Here is a 14,556-nt window from a genome sequence, read left to right on the forward strand (position 1 = left end):
AATTAATATTTAGATTGTGAGGTGGTAACAGCAAGTTTCACGGCAGACTCATCGTGTTCTATAGCGATCTCCAAGTTCATGCAAGCACTCCAAGTCTGTTTTGGTCAAATTGCATCAAATCTTGATGAAGATTTTCTGAAGATACATCCACAGACAAATTAGCCAAAGGATAAACAAAACGGTTGCGGAAAGGGCAATCGGTGTATAAGGGCAATCAGAACCATACAATGAATTGGTGACTGTCCAGCCGGTGGCAGCATCAAGCGTTGTCAAATGAATCTTGAGTGATTTCTGAATCCAAGGCCGGATCAGTTGGGCCATACAATACATGGCGATAGAATTCATCCCCACAACTACAAACGGAAACGCCCACTTTTTGTAGCCTTTCACATCGATAATCCAATAGAACACCGCCAGAAACCAGAACGCCCAACCGGCACTGAAAATCGCCCACCCGGGAGACCAGATGCGTTTCACAATGGGAGACAGGTGCCATTCCCAGTTGTTAATATTCACCGGCCAGATCGACGTGTCCAGGATCATCGAGATTCCAAAGCAGATTAAGCCTGCTTGCAATAACCATTTGACTTTCATGCTTTCTTTGCGTGACGAAATCAGAAGCTGCCCCGCCATTAAGCCAAATAACATCGTGGCGATGGAAGGAATGAAGTTGAATGTTTGGTAGCCTCCCATGTTGGCCCAGAATTTCTGTTCTCGAAATGGTTTTTCATAGCGGGGAAACTGATTTAGAAACTGTCGGTCCACGGCAGCAGCCGCATTCGTATGCTTATTCCAGGCACTGCCAATCCCTGAAAACTGTGTCCATTCCGAATCGTCTTTCTGTTTCACTTCCTGTAAATACGCTTTTAAGTCTGCCAATTCCTGTTCTTGGGGTACATATTGATAAAAGAAAAACCAGTACCCTCCCAAAATCGTGACGACCCCCATCATTTGGGTCAGGAAAGAACGATTCACATAAAAGAATACAACAAGATAACCCATCCCTATCTGACACAGCACATTGGCAAATGTAAAATTGATCTGGGGGCCTGACTTCGAAGATAAGAAGACTCCCAACACGACAAGCAAGACTGCTCGAAAAATCGCATGCATCCAGATACGAAACGCCGAATTTCCTTTTTGCTTACGCTTTCTGAAAGAGAAGGGCATTGAAACCCCCACCATAAACATAAACGAAGGTTGGATCAGATCCCAGAACGCGGTCCCCGTCCAGGGAACGTGGCTCAATTGGTAAGCCAGAGTCTGCCACATCCATTTCCAGGAGTTCTCCCATTGTGTTCCCTGATACTGATCTAGTATTTCAGGGTGACGGCTCACGACACTAGCCACTGCCAGGCCACTAGAGGCCATCGCCAGCATGACAAAGCCACGATAAGCGTCGAGTGATACAAGACGTTTATTAGGATCTTGCTTCGTCTTTTTCGCGCTGTTCGAATTGACATCCGCTTCTTTTTGTGGCTCCGGTTCTGAAGTTTTCTGCAAAGGAATCGTTTCTGATTTTTGTGATCCGAAATTCGGAGTATTTTGAGACATCTGATTTACCGATGACGAAATAGAAGCTATTGTATCACTTGAAAGGAATATTTTTGATGACTCTCGTTCTGAAAGCCACCTTTATGGTACTGTTTTTGGTTTTCAGCGTAAATCATTATTCTTAATCTCTTTTCTTCTCTTTGATTTTCGGAAAAACTCGATGACCATACTTGTAACAGGTGGAGCAGGTTATATTGGCTCACATTGTGTTCAGCAGCTCATTTCAACGGGACATAAGGTCTGTGTGATCGATAACCTCTCGCGTGGTCATCGAGAGGCAGTTTCGCCTCAAGCTTCTTTTTTTCAACTTGATCTATTGGAAACAGAACGTTTAACCGAAATTATGAAATCTCAGCATATTGAAAAAGTGATTCACTTTGCTGCGCTAGCCTATGTGGGGGAATCGGTTAAAAGTCCGTTGCCATACTATACCAACAATACAGCTGGTACTCTCTCTCTTCTGCGCGCTATGCAGCATTCACAAGTCAGTCAGATTGTATTTAGTTCCTCATGTGCTACATATGGAATTCCTGCAAACATTCCAGTCACCGAAGAGAGTCCACAGAGCCCCATTAATCCCTATGGCTGGTCAAAATTATTTATCGAACAAATTTTGAGTGACTGTGCACACAGTGATCCTAACTTTGGTTTTATTGGCCTGCGCTATTTCAATGTTGCCGGTTGTGCCCATGATGGCTCGCTTGGCGAAGACCATATGCCAGAAACACATTTAATTCCCAATTGTCTGAATACTGCATTGGGACAACAATCACAGGTCACGATTCTCGGCAATGGTTATCCGACCGAAGATGGAACCTGTATCCGCGACTATATTCATGTGGAAGATATCTGTGCAGCACATCTTTTGGCTTTAAATGCATTAGAACCAAATGTAAATCGTTTTTACAATATTGGGCTCGGTCATGGGTATTCGGTACTAGAAGTCGTTAAAACGACAGAGCAGGTGACTGGGTGTAAAATTCCGGTAGAGTACCGTCCTCGTCGCCCTGGAGATCCTCCAATCCTGGCAGCTTCAAATGAAAAAATCAGCAAGGAACTAGGTTGGTCTCCAAAATATACATCTTTGAACGACATTATCCAAACTGCTTGGGATTGGTTTCAAAGCCACCCTCACGGGTATCAGACCCAAACAGACTCTAATTCAGAAAAGGAATTAAGGGACGATGCTTGATTTACTTTTTCCCAGGTAAAAATTGTTTTGCCGTTCAAATCAGCAGGCCACGTATACTTACGTGACCTGCTAATTCTTACTGATCTTAGACAGCGGTTGTTGTCCGTTCATTCCTATGCGTTGTAATTTTGTCGGCTATTTTATCACCGGCAATTGCATCAGTCTTACTGCGGTTGGCTATTCCTTCTCGCTGTTTTTCAAAACGTACCACAACACGTTGCTTTTCAAATGTTAAATGTAGCGTGCTGTCTTTTTCGGGAAACTCTGAGTTTATAACATCAGAAATTACTGGTGTCACAAACCGTTCTATCGTACGTCGTAAAAAACGTGCTCCAAAATAGGGATCGTATCCCTTCGCAGCCAGCCAATCGAGAATGTCACGATCCGCTTGAATCTTCAACTGTTTTCGTTTCAATCCAATCCGATTTTGCAATAGATTCAATTCACACTCTGCAATCGCGCGAATATCGACTGCGTTTAGCGAATGAAAGTACACGATCTCATCAAATCGATTCAAAAACTCGAAACGAAAGTATTCGACAAGACGACGATGAACCGCCTGTTCTACTTCCTGTTTTGAAGAAAATCCTTCAGAAAAACCGATCATACTTTTACGATATAGTTCTGCGCCCGCATTGGTTGTCGCAATGATTACTGTCGAACGACAGGAAACCGATTCACCAGTTCCATTAATGAAACAACCTTCATCGATCAACTGCATAAATCGGTCTAAAACCAGGGGAGAGCACTTCTCGAATTCATCCAATAACAACACAGTAAAAGACTGCCCCTGTAAACGCTGAGTCAGTAGCCCTTGTCTCTTAGACAAGGCATACGCTTCAGGATCTCCAAATAGCGTCACGGCGGCAACTTCTGACTGATAATCTGCCATATTCAAACGGACCATACTCTCGGGCCGTCCCAGCAGATATTGCGACAATCTTTGGGCAATGTGGGTTTTACCAACCCCCGTTGGTCCAGCAAACAGAAACGCCCCCAAAGGACGCCGTACATCACTCAATCCTGCTTTGATAATTCCAATCATCCTTACGACTGCGTCTACAGCTTGATCTTGTCCCAAAACTACCGAAGCGAATTGTTCCCGCACCTGTTTCAAATTTAATGGTAAATCGGGATCAATCAGCGCCAGGGGAACTTTATGTACCTGATGAAAACGGTTAATTACATCTTTTTCATTAACTTTTTTCGCTTTACTGCGAACCACTTTCACCTGACTTAACAGATCCAGTACCTTACGAGGCATATTCAACCGTGAGAGGAAACGGTGTGTCAATAACAACGCTTCTTCCTGGGCCGATTCAGTAAATCGCACTCGTTCTGATTTGAATTGATTTTCAGACCAGAGACTAACAATCGAACGGGCTGTGGCCAAATCAGGCTCATCCACTTTCAAGGCTACAAAGTGGCTCTCCAGATCAGGATAGTTTTCAAACATCGCTTCCACACTGGCACGATTTCCTTCTGCAAGTAAGGGACGTTCTGTTTGATAAGCGTACGCCTGTAAAAGCGGCTGGAGATAATAGTCATCCATCACTTCCGTATCAGAGAAGACAGGAATGATTTTTTCGTCTGTTTCTAAAAGCAATTCCAAGAGTTTTTGAAATTCGCCACGTAATTGGTCGTCTTTTTTCAAGCTCGCCAAAGCCCTTTTAAAAGACAATTTCAAGACACGCGCCTTCTCAAACGAGGCAGGGCCTTTCCCTGCAAGGGACAGTAACACGAGTTTGTGAATTACAGAAGATTTCCCAACCCCTGAACCGCCATACAAGATCGGAAAACGACCGGCATTCAAAACATCAATGACATCACAAACAAGGTTATCCATCAGAAAAACGGGAGACAATTTTCCCGTCTCTGCCTCATTCGTCAGATCGCGTTCCAACCATTTGTTGAGAACTTCTTTCAGATTTTTTGCTTGCTTAGACATTGGGATTTCCTTGGTTTATGATTTTCTTGATGATGTAATTCCTTCTTCAGCTCAGAAAACCAAACCGCTGAAAAACGAACCATCCTACCTTATAGACGAATTCTTATTACTGTTGGTTCACCAGGCTTTGCTTGATTCACTATAAAAAGGCTGATTTGACATTCATTCGCACGCGGATCAAATCAGAAAATGTTTGGTATTTAATAGATTCACAATGATTTAACTGACAGAGGACAATCAACCTGATAAAATAGAAGTGTTATTACTGAATTTACCCTCCTCAGTATCCTGCCTCTGCATACAACAGGAATGACAATGACTCAAAAACGCTGCTACCAAATGTTATTTTTATTGATTTTGTCAGCCTTCATTTTGCAAACTTCCTCGTCTCAAGCAGCGAATCCTGTTCAGGAACGACGAAAAATTATTGGAACGACAGAGGCAGATCAGCAATTGAGTGACTATTTTCGCTATCACACCATGCAACTAGCCAATCAAAGCTTGAAGGATATTAAAAACTTAAAAACCTGGGAAAGAAAACGAGTTACTTATCGTAAACAGCTTTTCGAAATGTTGGGGCTGTCTCCATTGCCTCCCAAGACAGACCTCAAACCAGAGATTACAAATCGCATCACCAGTGATGGTTTCATCGTGGAAAATCTCACATTTCAGTCACGCCCCGGTCTGTATGTCACAGGGAATCTCTATCGACCTCTCAAACAAGACAAGAAATTACCTGCGATTCTCTATGTGTGCGGTCATGGAGGTGTTAAGAAAAATGGCATCAGCTACGGCAATAAAGTGCATTATCAGCATCATGGTGAGTGGTTTGCCAGAAACGGCTATGTCTGTCTGACAATTGATACCTTACAACTGGGAGAAATTGAAGGTTTGCATCACGGAACTTACAGAGAAGGGATGTGGTGGTGGCTCTCTCGTGGCTATACCCCGGCCGGAGTCGAGGCCTGGAACTGCATTCGCGCATTAGATTATCTTCAGTCCCGGCCTGAAGTCGATGGCGAGAAACTGGGAGTCACCGGTCGCTCCGGTGGTGGTGCTTATAGCTGGTGGATTGCCGCTCTGGATGAGCGAATCAAAGCTGCGGTTCCTGTTGCCGGCATCACAAATCTCAAGAACTATGTGATCGATGGGGCCGTCGAAGGACACTGCGACTGTATGTTTATGGTTAATACCTATCAATGGGACTATGCTCAGGTGGCTGCATTGGTCGCGCCGCGCCCTTTATTGATTTCCAATACCGATAAAGATAGTATTTTTCCTCTCGATGGGGTTGTTGACGTTTATCGTAATACAATGCAGATTTACGAATTATATGGTGTACCTGAAAATCTCGGCCTACAAATTACAGAAGGTCCCCACAAAGATACACAGGAATTACGAATTCACGCTTTTCACTGGTTCAATCATTTTCTTAAAGGTGATGATTCACTGATCGAAATGGCGGCAACAAAGTTCCACACTCCGGAAGAACTTCAGGTTTTTAAAACACTCCCCAAAGATCAAAAGAATACGAGCATACAAAATACGTTTGTCAAACAGGCCTCCAACTCGTTTCCTGTACCAGAAGATACACAGCAGTGGGAACAGATAATAGCTAAGTGGAAAGATCAACTACTGCAAAAAACCTTCCGTGCCTGGCCGAAGAAAAATGATTTTACAATCAAAGCCAAAGTAGAAACATCGATTAAAAATGGCCTTTGCCTGAAAACGATTTCTTTTGACAGTCAAAAGCATGTACCATTAAAATTGTATCTCATTCTTCCAGAAACACTCCCAGAAGACGGTATCAAAGAAGTCATACTGAACGTCCTGAGTCAATCTGAATGGGAGGACATCACACAGGTGCTGGCTCCTGATTTTCCAAAATCATTTCAAGAGAATTCAGAGTCCACGACTTCACCAAAAATCTATCAAAAACTACGTCAAAAGGTGATTGACCAAAAAACTGCCGTCGCATTTTTTGCACCACGAGGTGTTGGATTGAGCAGTTGGAATCCTGACAATCGAAAACAAGTTCAGATCAGACGTCGGTTCTATTTATTAGGTCAATCATTGGAAGGAATGCAAATCTGGGATATCCGCCGAGCCATCCAGGAAGTGAAAGCACAGTCAGAAGTATCAAAGTCCGCTCTAATACTGAAAGCCAGTGGAGATGCTGCTGCGTTGTGTCTTTATGCATCACTTTTTGAAAACGGTGTCGATGAACTGGATCTAAAAGGAGTACCATCTTCACATCATATCGGTCCTGCCTTGTTGAATGTGCTAAGGTTTCTAGATCTACCACAGACCGTTGCGATGGCAGCCAGTCGCTGTCCAGTTAAGCTAAATTTTGTGAATACGGTGGATTGGAAGTATCCTGAGAAGGTCGGCCACAAACTAAGCTGGGACAAGAAACAGCTTCAAATCAGCGAAAAATAAACAGAAAACGAAATTGAATTCAAAATCCGATACTACGACTGAGTTTGCTCATTTCTGTTTCTCAGCTATAATCACTGAAGATCACTTACTCAACTATATGAGACGAGTGATAATCATTGATGAATAACTCTCCATTTCTATTTAACAAGGTGACTCGACGTGAATCGTCCTCAACATACTTCTGCTCCGCTTCCTAATCCCACAATGGAGATGACGGAAGGCTGGCATTGTCTCCATTTGTACTACCGTGTTGATCAAAACAAACTAAATCAAATAGATCAAAGCACTCGTGCTGCCGGACGTGAAGCCCTCGCTTCGCTACTGAATCCTGAACGTGAAGACGCCCCGATTCGCCTGCAAACTTCGGTTGTTTCTGGCCATAAAGCAGATTTGCATATTTTGATTATGGATCCCGATCCCATCAAAAATGACAGTATTAAACAGGGAATCCGTGCTTCGGGTCTTGGTCCAGCGTTGATACCAACTTATTCATTTGTTTCTATCACGGAAATTTCAGAGTATGTACCGACTTTGGATCAATATGCAGCCAAACTCCAGCAGGAAGGGGCTGATCCGGAAAGTCCTGCATTTCAGGCGAAACTGAAAGCCTATGAAGGTCGGCTGCCGGCCATGAATCAACAGCGAATCTATCCGGAGTTTCCGGACTTTCCTGTCTACACATTTTATCCAATGAATAAATCACGTGTACCCGGAGCAAACTGGTATATGGAGCAGTTCAGTAACCGTTACAACATGATGGCGGAACATGGTATTAGTGGGATGAAATTCGCAGGACGGGTCGTGCAGGTCATCACAGCGTCTACAGGATTCGATGATTGGGAATGGGGAGTTAGCTTATGGGGTCGCGCACCAGAACCAATTAAGGAAATTGTTTATACAATGCGATTTGACAAAGCTTCCGCTAAATATGCGGAGTTCGGACCGTTTTATTTGAGCTATATCATGCCTCCGGAAGAAGCAATCGCCCATCTCAAACTATGAATGTTCAAGACGGGCGATTTGTACTCAATCAATCTATTAAAAACACTTTTGCTTATCTGCGAAAGCGATAGTTCTTATTTGTTTTGCTGAAGTCTGTCGTTGCCAGCTCTGATTTCATATTAATGTTTGTGAATGAATAAGACTCAATCAGGGTCTGTTCATCCAGTTCCTCTGGAGATGCACTCGCCAGACCATCTGTTGGCCAACCATATCCTCTGACAAAAACTGGCAGACAAGTTTTTTGATCAATATAAACGACAGACTTACGATAAGTTTCTGACTCTTTTGCGTTAGCAAAATGAGCAATAAAGCAATAGCAGTCTTTCCCGTCAAACTTTTGATCGGTCAGCATGACACATTCCGTATTAAGATTTTCATCAAGGTCTTTTTTACGAAAATGAATGATTGTTTCAGCCAGAGCTTTGATTCCGGCCTTCGTAATTGGATGTCGAGATTCTTTTAAAGCCAGAGAACCGTGGGGGTCAAGTTTTAAGGTTGGTACCAATCGGCCTTTTAACCCTCCCATTTTAACAAGCATTTTTTGATCATTTTCGCCATCGACATAAAGTAATTCCTGCCCTTTGTCACCCACGACCCATTTCATATAAACACTAAATGGTTTATGACGACATTTCAGATTAATAACCTGGTTTTCCGACAGTTCACCACCTAGGAATTCCTGCTTCGAAAATGTTGTTGTGTAATCGGGAACAGTCTCCAGATAACGACATCCTTTTTCTAATAATAGTAGGTTCATTAACAGTGCCATGCGGCCCGTCAAAGTCCCATTCTGTTGAGGTTTCGAATTTCCCTTTTTCGAATTGATATTCAGTCCTGATTCAGCCTGATGTGTTGGTTTATAAGCTATGACGGGAATGGGAACTGGCTTGCTTGCAACTACACCAGTGTCATTAGGATCAGCATCTGCAGGAGAAGGATCATAACTAAAATAAAGGATTCCGATCGCCGCCGAAAAGATAGCCGAAGCCAACATATTCGAAAAATGGTGTTTTGATCTATTTTTTAGCATGCGCATCATGCGGTACCGTCCCTTTTCAATAAGAAAATGCAAGGCACCGTCTTGTCTGAACTGGCTCTCCATAACGAGATCCATTCATCCGTGAAAAGACGTAAACCGGGCTTGCCCGTCGTTGTGATATGATGTGGCCAGCACACGGAAATCCCTTTGTGTGTCTGACAAATGTTTGATTTCATAAGGTTTTATGTTCTTTTAAGCCTGAAAAAGTCGAATCAATGTCTAATTCTTCTCAATATTTTCTGATAGAGAGAATAACTTCGTTGCCACCTTTTCTGGCCCACTCAAGACATCAGACTAGTTCAGCCTCATTGCTGAACACGTACTTAGATGAATTCAGGATAGCTATTCCTAAAAATTCGTCATTTACAGTAGGTCTATATGAGAGAATCTTATGTAAGCTTTTAATCAGAACATTTCTCAATTCAGTATGGGTTCAGATTAGATGAAACCCGCAAACTCAACTCAAAACACCAGATTGATCTAATTTCTGTTTTTGTAATTGTGCTCCCAAAGTCAACTCACACATTAGAAATTTCATTCCAGGTTTTATTTTTCTAAAACATTCATTTATAATCACTTAAGGGTTATTCTCACAAATAAGTTTTTAGAACATCCGTATTCTTTAGTTTTGATTCCATTGGAAATCGTTTGCATTAAGAAATGAAGGTGAATTTCATGTCCTTAGATCGGCGTTCGTTTATCAAATACGCATATGCTACCTTGTTTGCAGGTTCTTTGGGCAATCTTACCTTGGCATCTCTCGGAAGAGAGCGAGCGATGAAACTGGATCTCTCCTGTGGTCGTATCGGTGTTAAAGCCAATCAAAGGCAAGCCATCGAATATGCTCAGCAATATGGTTTTGAAGCGGTCGTTCCCGATGCAGGTTACCTTGCTCGACTTTCTGAAAATGAACTGTCGAAACTGAAATCAGAAATGCAGAGTAAAAATCTGGTTTTTAGTGCAGCTGGTATGCCAGTCGACTTTCGTAAGGATGAATCAAAGTTCAAGGAGGGTTTGAAGTCACTTCCCAATTCTGCTGCTGCTCTACAACGTGCGGGTGTTACCCGAATTGGAACATGGCTGATGCCAACACATGCTGAACTTACCTACAATGCGAACTTCAAACAACATACACGCCGCTTAAAACAAATCTCACGGATACTGTCAGATCATGGATTACGCTTCGGACTGGAATATGTAGGCCCCAAAACCTTATGGTCGAGCCAAAAGTTCCCGTTTATTCATTCGATGCTGGAAACAAAAGAATTGATTTCTGCTATCAATATCAAAGGAGTAGGTCTGATCCTGGATAGTTGGCACTGGTACACAGCCCATGAAACCAAAGCAGATTTAATGACTTTAAGCAATGCCGAGATAGTTGCCGTTGACTTGAATGATGCTCCTGCAGGACTAGAAGTTGATGAGCAGATTGATCAAAAACGCGAGTTACCAATGGCAACAGATGTGATTGATCTTTCAACATTCCTAAATACACTCAACAGCATAGGATATGATGGTCCTGTGCGTGCTGAACCATTTAATGCAGCACTCAGAAAGTTGCCCGCCGATCAGGCAGTTTCCGCGACCGCGATTGCGATGAAAAAAGCCTTTGCCTTGATTAATTAGGCAACTATTTTTTAGCGAGAGAGATTTCAATTGTAACTGGAGTTCCGCGCGGGGGAATTTTAGCCTGATTGGCTTCGAATAGAAGATTTCCTTCACCCGATGCCGAACTGGCGATATTGACATCGATGATTGCAGTTGGAAAGTTGGCAACACAGATTAAGTCTCCACTTTCTGCATGGTAATATTTTTCCCCAGTTGCTTCGTCTGTTGAAAAACCGCTACCTGCAAAAATCCAGTCTGCTTTCATCGTCCGAGGTTGGCTTTCATCATAGAACTTGTTAATTGCAGCTCGAAACTGTTTCTGTCTCGATTTAGCAAGGAAGGCATCTCGTTCTTTTTTGGACATCTGCCCAAACCAAATCAGCTCCTTGTATTTCTCATCATATCGTAGCTCACTTTTTTTATCGATGACCACTCCTTCAGGGAGCTGATCAAGTTTGGCTGTGAAATAACGATTCGTTGCAGTACGAACCCAACTCTGGGCAGGCTCACGGTGCAACTTACCTTGTTTATCTTTCCACTGCAGGAAAATACTCAATTTCTGTCCCTTAGGAGGCTGGAACTTCGGACTAAATTTAACAGGAGTCCCAACCTTGGCTCCAATAGCAATTAAACCTGCATGAATGGCCTTTGCGCTTGAATCAATCGAAAGGATTGATTCGTGCTCCTTGGTCTGTTTTTTGCAACACAACATCTCCAATACGCCTTCCTGGAGGCAAACTTTTGTCCTTAATAACAAACGTTTGCCTTCCAGATCCAGAAGTACGGTCTTTTGTTTATTAAGGGCGACTAGACCGTCATCTTGTTTATTTGTTTTCTTTTTGGATTCTGAATTTGCTTTGGGAGTATTCTTTTTGACGGGATCAGCAGCATTAAGATATTGCATGGTCGTTAAACCAGACATCACTACCAGACATGGCAACCATGAAGAACTAAACTGTTTCATTGATCTTTCCAAATAATTCGAGATTAAGAGTGCCTCTTTTACACACTAGTATTCTATGTGGTTTGGTGTATATGTCTGTACCAAATCAGCAAGAATTAGGAGATCTTCTGTGAAGAAATGAGATCTGTCAACCAATCCACATAATCAGTAACAATCTGGTCGCGATTTGGTTCAAATTCCAGAGTGTGTCGTGCATTAGGATATTGAACCATCTTTTTTTGGCGAGTCGGAAATCTCTCAAAATAGGCTTCGGTAGCAGCATTATCGACAATCTGGTCCTGCCCTGAAAGCATAAAGAGTACGGGGCACTTAATGCGTTCTGCTGCTTGATCTACTAATCGATCTAACTCCCAGTTTGCAAGAAGAAACGATACCGTGACTTGATGTAATGCCAGAGGATCATTTTTGATAAACTCCTGGTAGCTCTCTTCACCTGTGAATAAAGCAGGCTCTTTTAATGGAATTTCAATCTGTTTCCGATTGATTCCGATTTGTTTAGCAAGTTTCAGTTGAATAGTTTGAAACGCCGTTGGTTTGACAAATGATTTAATTCCAGGATAAAGTAACGCGAGTCCATCAATTAAATCAGGCCGTAATGCGGCGACGACTACTGCCAATTTCGCTCCCCAACTCATCGCTTGCAGAATGAGTGGCCCCTTATGATTTGAATGTTTTTGTTGCGAACGTCTTTTTGTCAGCAGTTGAATCACATCATTTACTAAACGCTGCCAATGTGAGGCATGTCCTCTCTCACTAGAGTTTAAGCCCGAGCCGCGGCGATCAAAAAAACAAATCTGGTAACCATCATCACATAATTTTCTACAAGAATATTCATACCATCCAGAGTGACTCTGAATACCATGTAAAACAACCAGTGTTCCGTTTGGCGGCTCTGCGGAAGGTGACCAGACACGTCCCTGCAAGCGATAATTATCTGAAGTGACAAATTCTTGTATTAGAGGATCGGTCATAATTTTAAACGAGCATCGTTTCTAAAACACGCGCATAACCACCGAAAGTCCCCTGATCAAACAGTACAAACCGAACCAATTCTAATTCATCGGATGATTCCAATTTCATTGCCACAGTTCGTAATGCAATTTCAGCCGCTAAGTCCAACGGATAACGATAAACGCCAGTACTGATTGATGGAAAAGCTAATGTTTTACACTGATGCTTCTCAGCCAGAGAAAGACATGTTTGGTAAGCTGACTCGAGTAATTGACTCTCTTTTTTGCTACCACCCTGCCAGATTGGCCCGACCGCATGGAAGATATACTGAGATGTCAATTTTCCGCCTGAAGTCACAACGGCACTACCTGTAGGGCAACCATCGGGATAACGTTGCCTTAGCTCTTTCATAATTTCAGGTCCTGCAGCATCATGAATTGCGCCATCAACGCCTCCACCACCGGCCAACTGAGAATTTGCAGCATTGACAATGATATCCAACTGCTGAGTTGTAATATCTCCCAGAACTAACTCAATACGGGCAGAGCCAAACTGTACGATCATAGGTTCACGATCTATGATAGAGAATCTCAAAACGCCAAAAAACAGATCTTGATGTTTTTTGTTTAGTTGAAAATACTACAGACAGTATAAAATATCAGGGGCTCTGTTCAAAGGGCACTCTAAAACACATCCATGCAACGATTGCGAATCATAACACCGTGATAAAAGTCAGCCTTCTCATTCCTACTCTTGATCAATCTGGTGCCGAAAAACAACTTGCTTTGCTAGCGACCACATTGCCGCGTGATGAATTTGAAGTACAGGTGATTGCTCTGACAAGAGGGGGGGCCTATGAGCGTCTACTCAAAGAAAACCAGATTCCCGTGACGATCTTGAATAAGCGTTTCAGATTTGACCCGTTTGCTTATCGGGCCTTAAAAAAAACGTTACAGAGTCAGCAACCAGACATACTCCATACGTGGTTATTTGCTGCGAATTCTTATGGCAGGATGGCTGTCAAACACCTACCGTCTTCACAAAAACGCCCGAAAGTGATCGTTTCTGAACGTTGTATTGATTCCTGGAAAAGTAATTGGCAACACAAAGTAGATCGCAGCTTACTTCCTCAGACTTCGTTACTGGTAGGTAATTCTCAAGGTGTAATCGACTTTTACCGCGAAAAAGGTGTCCCGGAATCAATTTTGCGAGTCGTCCATAACGGCATCCCTAGTGCCAATAGCATAGTTTGTGAAACAACCCGAAGCCAATTGTTTAAGGAGCAAAATTTACCCGAGAATGCTCGTTTGATTGCTTTTGTCGGCCGGCTGGCTCGACAGAAACGGGTCGAAGATCTGCTCTGGGCTGTGGAATTATTAAGACAAATGAATGAAAACGTCATTTTACTTGTCATAGGCGATGGTCCCGAACGAGCAAAATTAGAACAATTAGCTCACAAATATACGGTGACTCCCAATGTACGCTTCTTAGGACATCGTAACGATGTGAGTAAATTGCTTCCTTTATTTGAAATATTTCTGCTAGCCAGTGATTTCGAAGGTCAATCTAACAGTATTATGGAGGCGATGTCATATGGAATTCCAGTCATTGCTAGTGATATTCAACCCAACCGCGAGTTGGTATTACACGGCAAAACCGGTTTTTTAACCTCTGTTGGTGATTGCACCGGATTTGCACAATATGCGGAACGCATACTCGCAAACTCACAGCTGGCTAAAGAAATGGCAAGTGCTTCGCAAAAAAGGATGCAAGAAGAATTCAGTATCGATAAAATGGTACAAGGATACGCTGCTCTTTATCGTGAAGTGCTCAAATAGTCACCGCCTCTGTTTGCTTCT

General features: G+C 42.8%; 11 protein-coding genes. 5 read left to right on the forward strand and 6 right to left on the reverse strand.

The window, feature by feature from the left end:
- Window positions 1-114 precede the first annotated feature (114 nt).
- Complete coding sequence (locus V144x_RS14730) at window positions 115-1,554, reverse strand: acyltransferase family protein (RefSeq protein ID WP_144985901.1); 1,440 nt, start codon at window positions 1,552-1,554, stop codon at window positions 115-117.
- A gap of 160 nt (window positions 1,555-1,714) precedes the next feature.
- On the opposite strand from V144x_RS14730, the gene galE reads away from it, so the two are divergent.
- Window positions 1,715-2,746, forward strand: coding sequence for a UDP-glucose 4-epimerase GalE (galE, locus tag V144x_RS14735; RefSeq protein ID WP_144985902.1), 1,032 nt, complete (start codon window positions 1,715-1,717; stop codon window positions 2,744-2,746).
- 85 nt (window positions 2,747-2,831) lie between these two features.
- Here galE and V144x_RS14740 read toward each other — a convergent pair whose 3' ends face one another.
- Window positions 2,832-4,694, reverse strand: coding sequence for an AAA family ATPase (locus V144x_RS14740; RefSeq protein WP_144985903.1), 1,863 nt, complete (start codon window positions 4,692-4,694; stop codon window positions 2,832-2,834).
- A 315-nt stretch (window positions 4,695-5,009) separates the two neighbouring features.
- Between V144x_RS14740 and V144x_RS14745 the strand changes: the two genes are divergently transcribed.
- Both V144x_RS14745 and hemQ read left to right on the forward strand, forming a co-directional pair.
- A complete protein-coding gene (locus tag V144x_RS14745) occupies window positions 5,010-7,133 on the forward strand; it encodes an alpha/beta hydrolase family protein (protein ID WP_197998434.1) in 2,124 nt (707 codons plus the stop codon).
- Between the two features lie 159 nt (window positions 7,134-7,292).
- Window positions 7,293-8,135 (forward strand): hydrogen peroxide-dependent heme synthase, encoded by an 843-nt coding sequence (gene hemQ, locus V144x_RS14750; RefSeq protein ID WP_232102531.1) that lies wholly within the window; start codon window positions 7,293-7,295, stop codon window positions 8,133-8,135.
- A gap of 52 nt (window positions 8,136-8,187) precedes the next feature.
- Here the strand turns inward: hemQ and V144x_RS14755 are convergent, their stop codons facing one another.
- Window positions 8,188-9,237, reverse strand: coding sequence for a DUF1571 domain-containing protein (locus tag V144x_RS14755; protein ID WP_197998435.1), 1,050 nt, complete (start codon window positions 9,235-9,237; stop codon window positions 8,188-8,190).
- A gap of 612 nt (window positions 9,238-9,849) precedes the next feature.
- Here V144x_RS14755 and V144x_RS14760 point away from each other — a divergent pair.
- Window positions 9,850-10,800: a sugar phosphate isomerase/epimerase family protein gene (locus V144x_RS14760; RefSeq protein WP_144985905.1), complete on the forward strand. Its 951-nt coding sequence runs from the start codon at window positions 9,850-9,852 to the stop codon at window positions 10,798-10,800.
- Window positions 10,801-10,804: 4 nt separating this feature from the next.
- Here V144x_RS14760 and V144x_RS14765 read toward each other — a convergent pair whose 3' ends face one another.
- From V144x_RS14765 to V144x_RS14775, 3 genes are all read right to left on the reverse strand, one after another.
- A complete protein-coding gene (locus V144x_RS14765) occupies window positions 10,805-11,746 on the reverse strand; it encodes a YdjY domain-containing protein (protein WP_197998436.1) in 942 nt (313 codons plus the stop codon).
- 95 nt (window positions 11,747-11,841) lie between these two features.
- Window positions 11,842-12,717, reverse strand: a complete 876-nt coding sequence (locus V144x_RS14770) for an alpha/beta fold hydrolase (RefSeq protein ID WP_144985906.1) — start codon at window positions 12,715-12,717, stop codon at window positions 11,842-11,844.
- A 4-nt stretch (window positions 12,718-12,721) separates the two neighbouring features.
- The gene (locus V144x_RS14775) at window positions 12,722-13,261 is read right to left on the reverse strand and encodes an O-acetyl-ADP-ribose deacetylase (protein WP_144985907.1); all 540 of its coding nucleotides are present in this window, start codon (window positions 13,259-13,261) and stop codon (window positions 12,722-12,724) included.
- Between the two features lie 158 nt (window positions 13,262-13,419).
- Here V144x_RS14775 and V144x_RS14780 point away from each other — a divergent pair, with 158 nt between their 5' ends.
- Window positions 13,420-14,535, forward strand: a complete 1,116-nt coding sequence (locus V144x_RS14780) for a glycosyltransferase (RefSeq protein WP_232102532.1) — start codon at window positions 13,420-13,422, stop codon at window positions 14,533-14,535.
- Window positions 14,536-14,556 lie beyond the last annotated feature (21 nt).

The sequence above is a fragment of the Gimesia aquarii genome (genome assembly GCF_007748195.1).
Classification (GTDB): Bacteria; Planctomycetota; Planctomycetia; order Planctomycetales; family Planctomycetaceae; genus Gimesia; species Gimesia aquarii.

Coding starts and splice junctions, on each gene's coding strand:
- V144x_RS14730 (WP_144985901.1), bottom strand. CDS start 1,554: ATGTCTCAAAATACTCCGAATTTCGGATCACAAAAATCAGAAACGATT.
- galE (WP_144985902.1), top strand. CDS start 1,715: ATGACCATACTTGTAACAGGTGGAGCAGGTTATATTGGCTCACATTGT.
- V144x_RS14740 (WP_144985903.1), bottom strand. CDS start 4,694: ATGTCTAAGCAAGCAAAAAATCTGAAAGAAGTTCTCAACAAATGGTTG.
- V144x_RS14745 (WP_197998434.1), top strand. CDS start 5,010: ATGACTCAAAAACGCTGCTACCAAATGTTATTTTTATTGATTTTGTCA.
- V144x_RS14755 (WP_197998435.1), bottom strand. CDS start 9,237: ATGGAGAGCCAGTTCAGACAAGACGGTGCCTTGCATTTTCTTATTGAA.
- V144x_RS14760 (WP_144985905.1), top strand. CDS start 9,850: ATGTCCTTAGATCGGCGTTCGTTTATCAAATACGCATATGCTACCTTG.
- V144x_RS14765 (WP_197998436.1), bottom strand. CDS start 11,746: ATGAAACAGTTTAGTTCTTCATGGTTGCCATGTCTGGTAGTGATGTCT.
- V144x_RS14770 (WP_144985906.1), bottom strand. CDS start 12,717: ATGACCGATCCTCTAATACAAGAATTTGTCACTTCAGATAATTATCGC.
- V144x_RS14775 (WP_144985907.1), bottom strand. CDS start 13,261: ATGATCGTACAGTTTGGCTCTGCCCGTATTGAGTTAGTTCTGGGAGAT.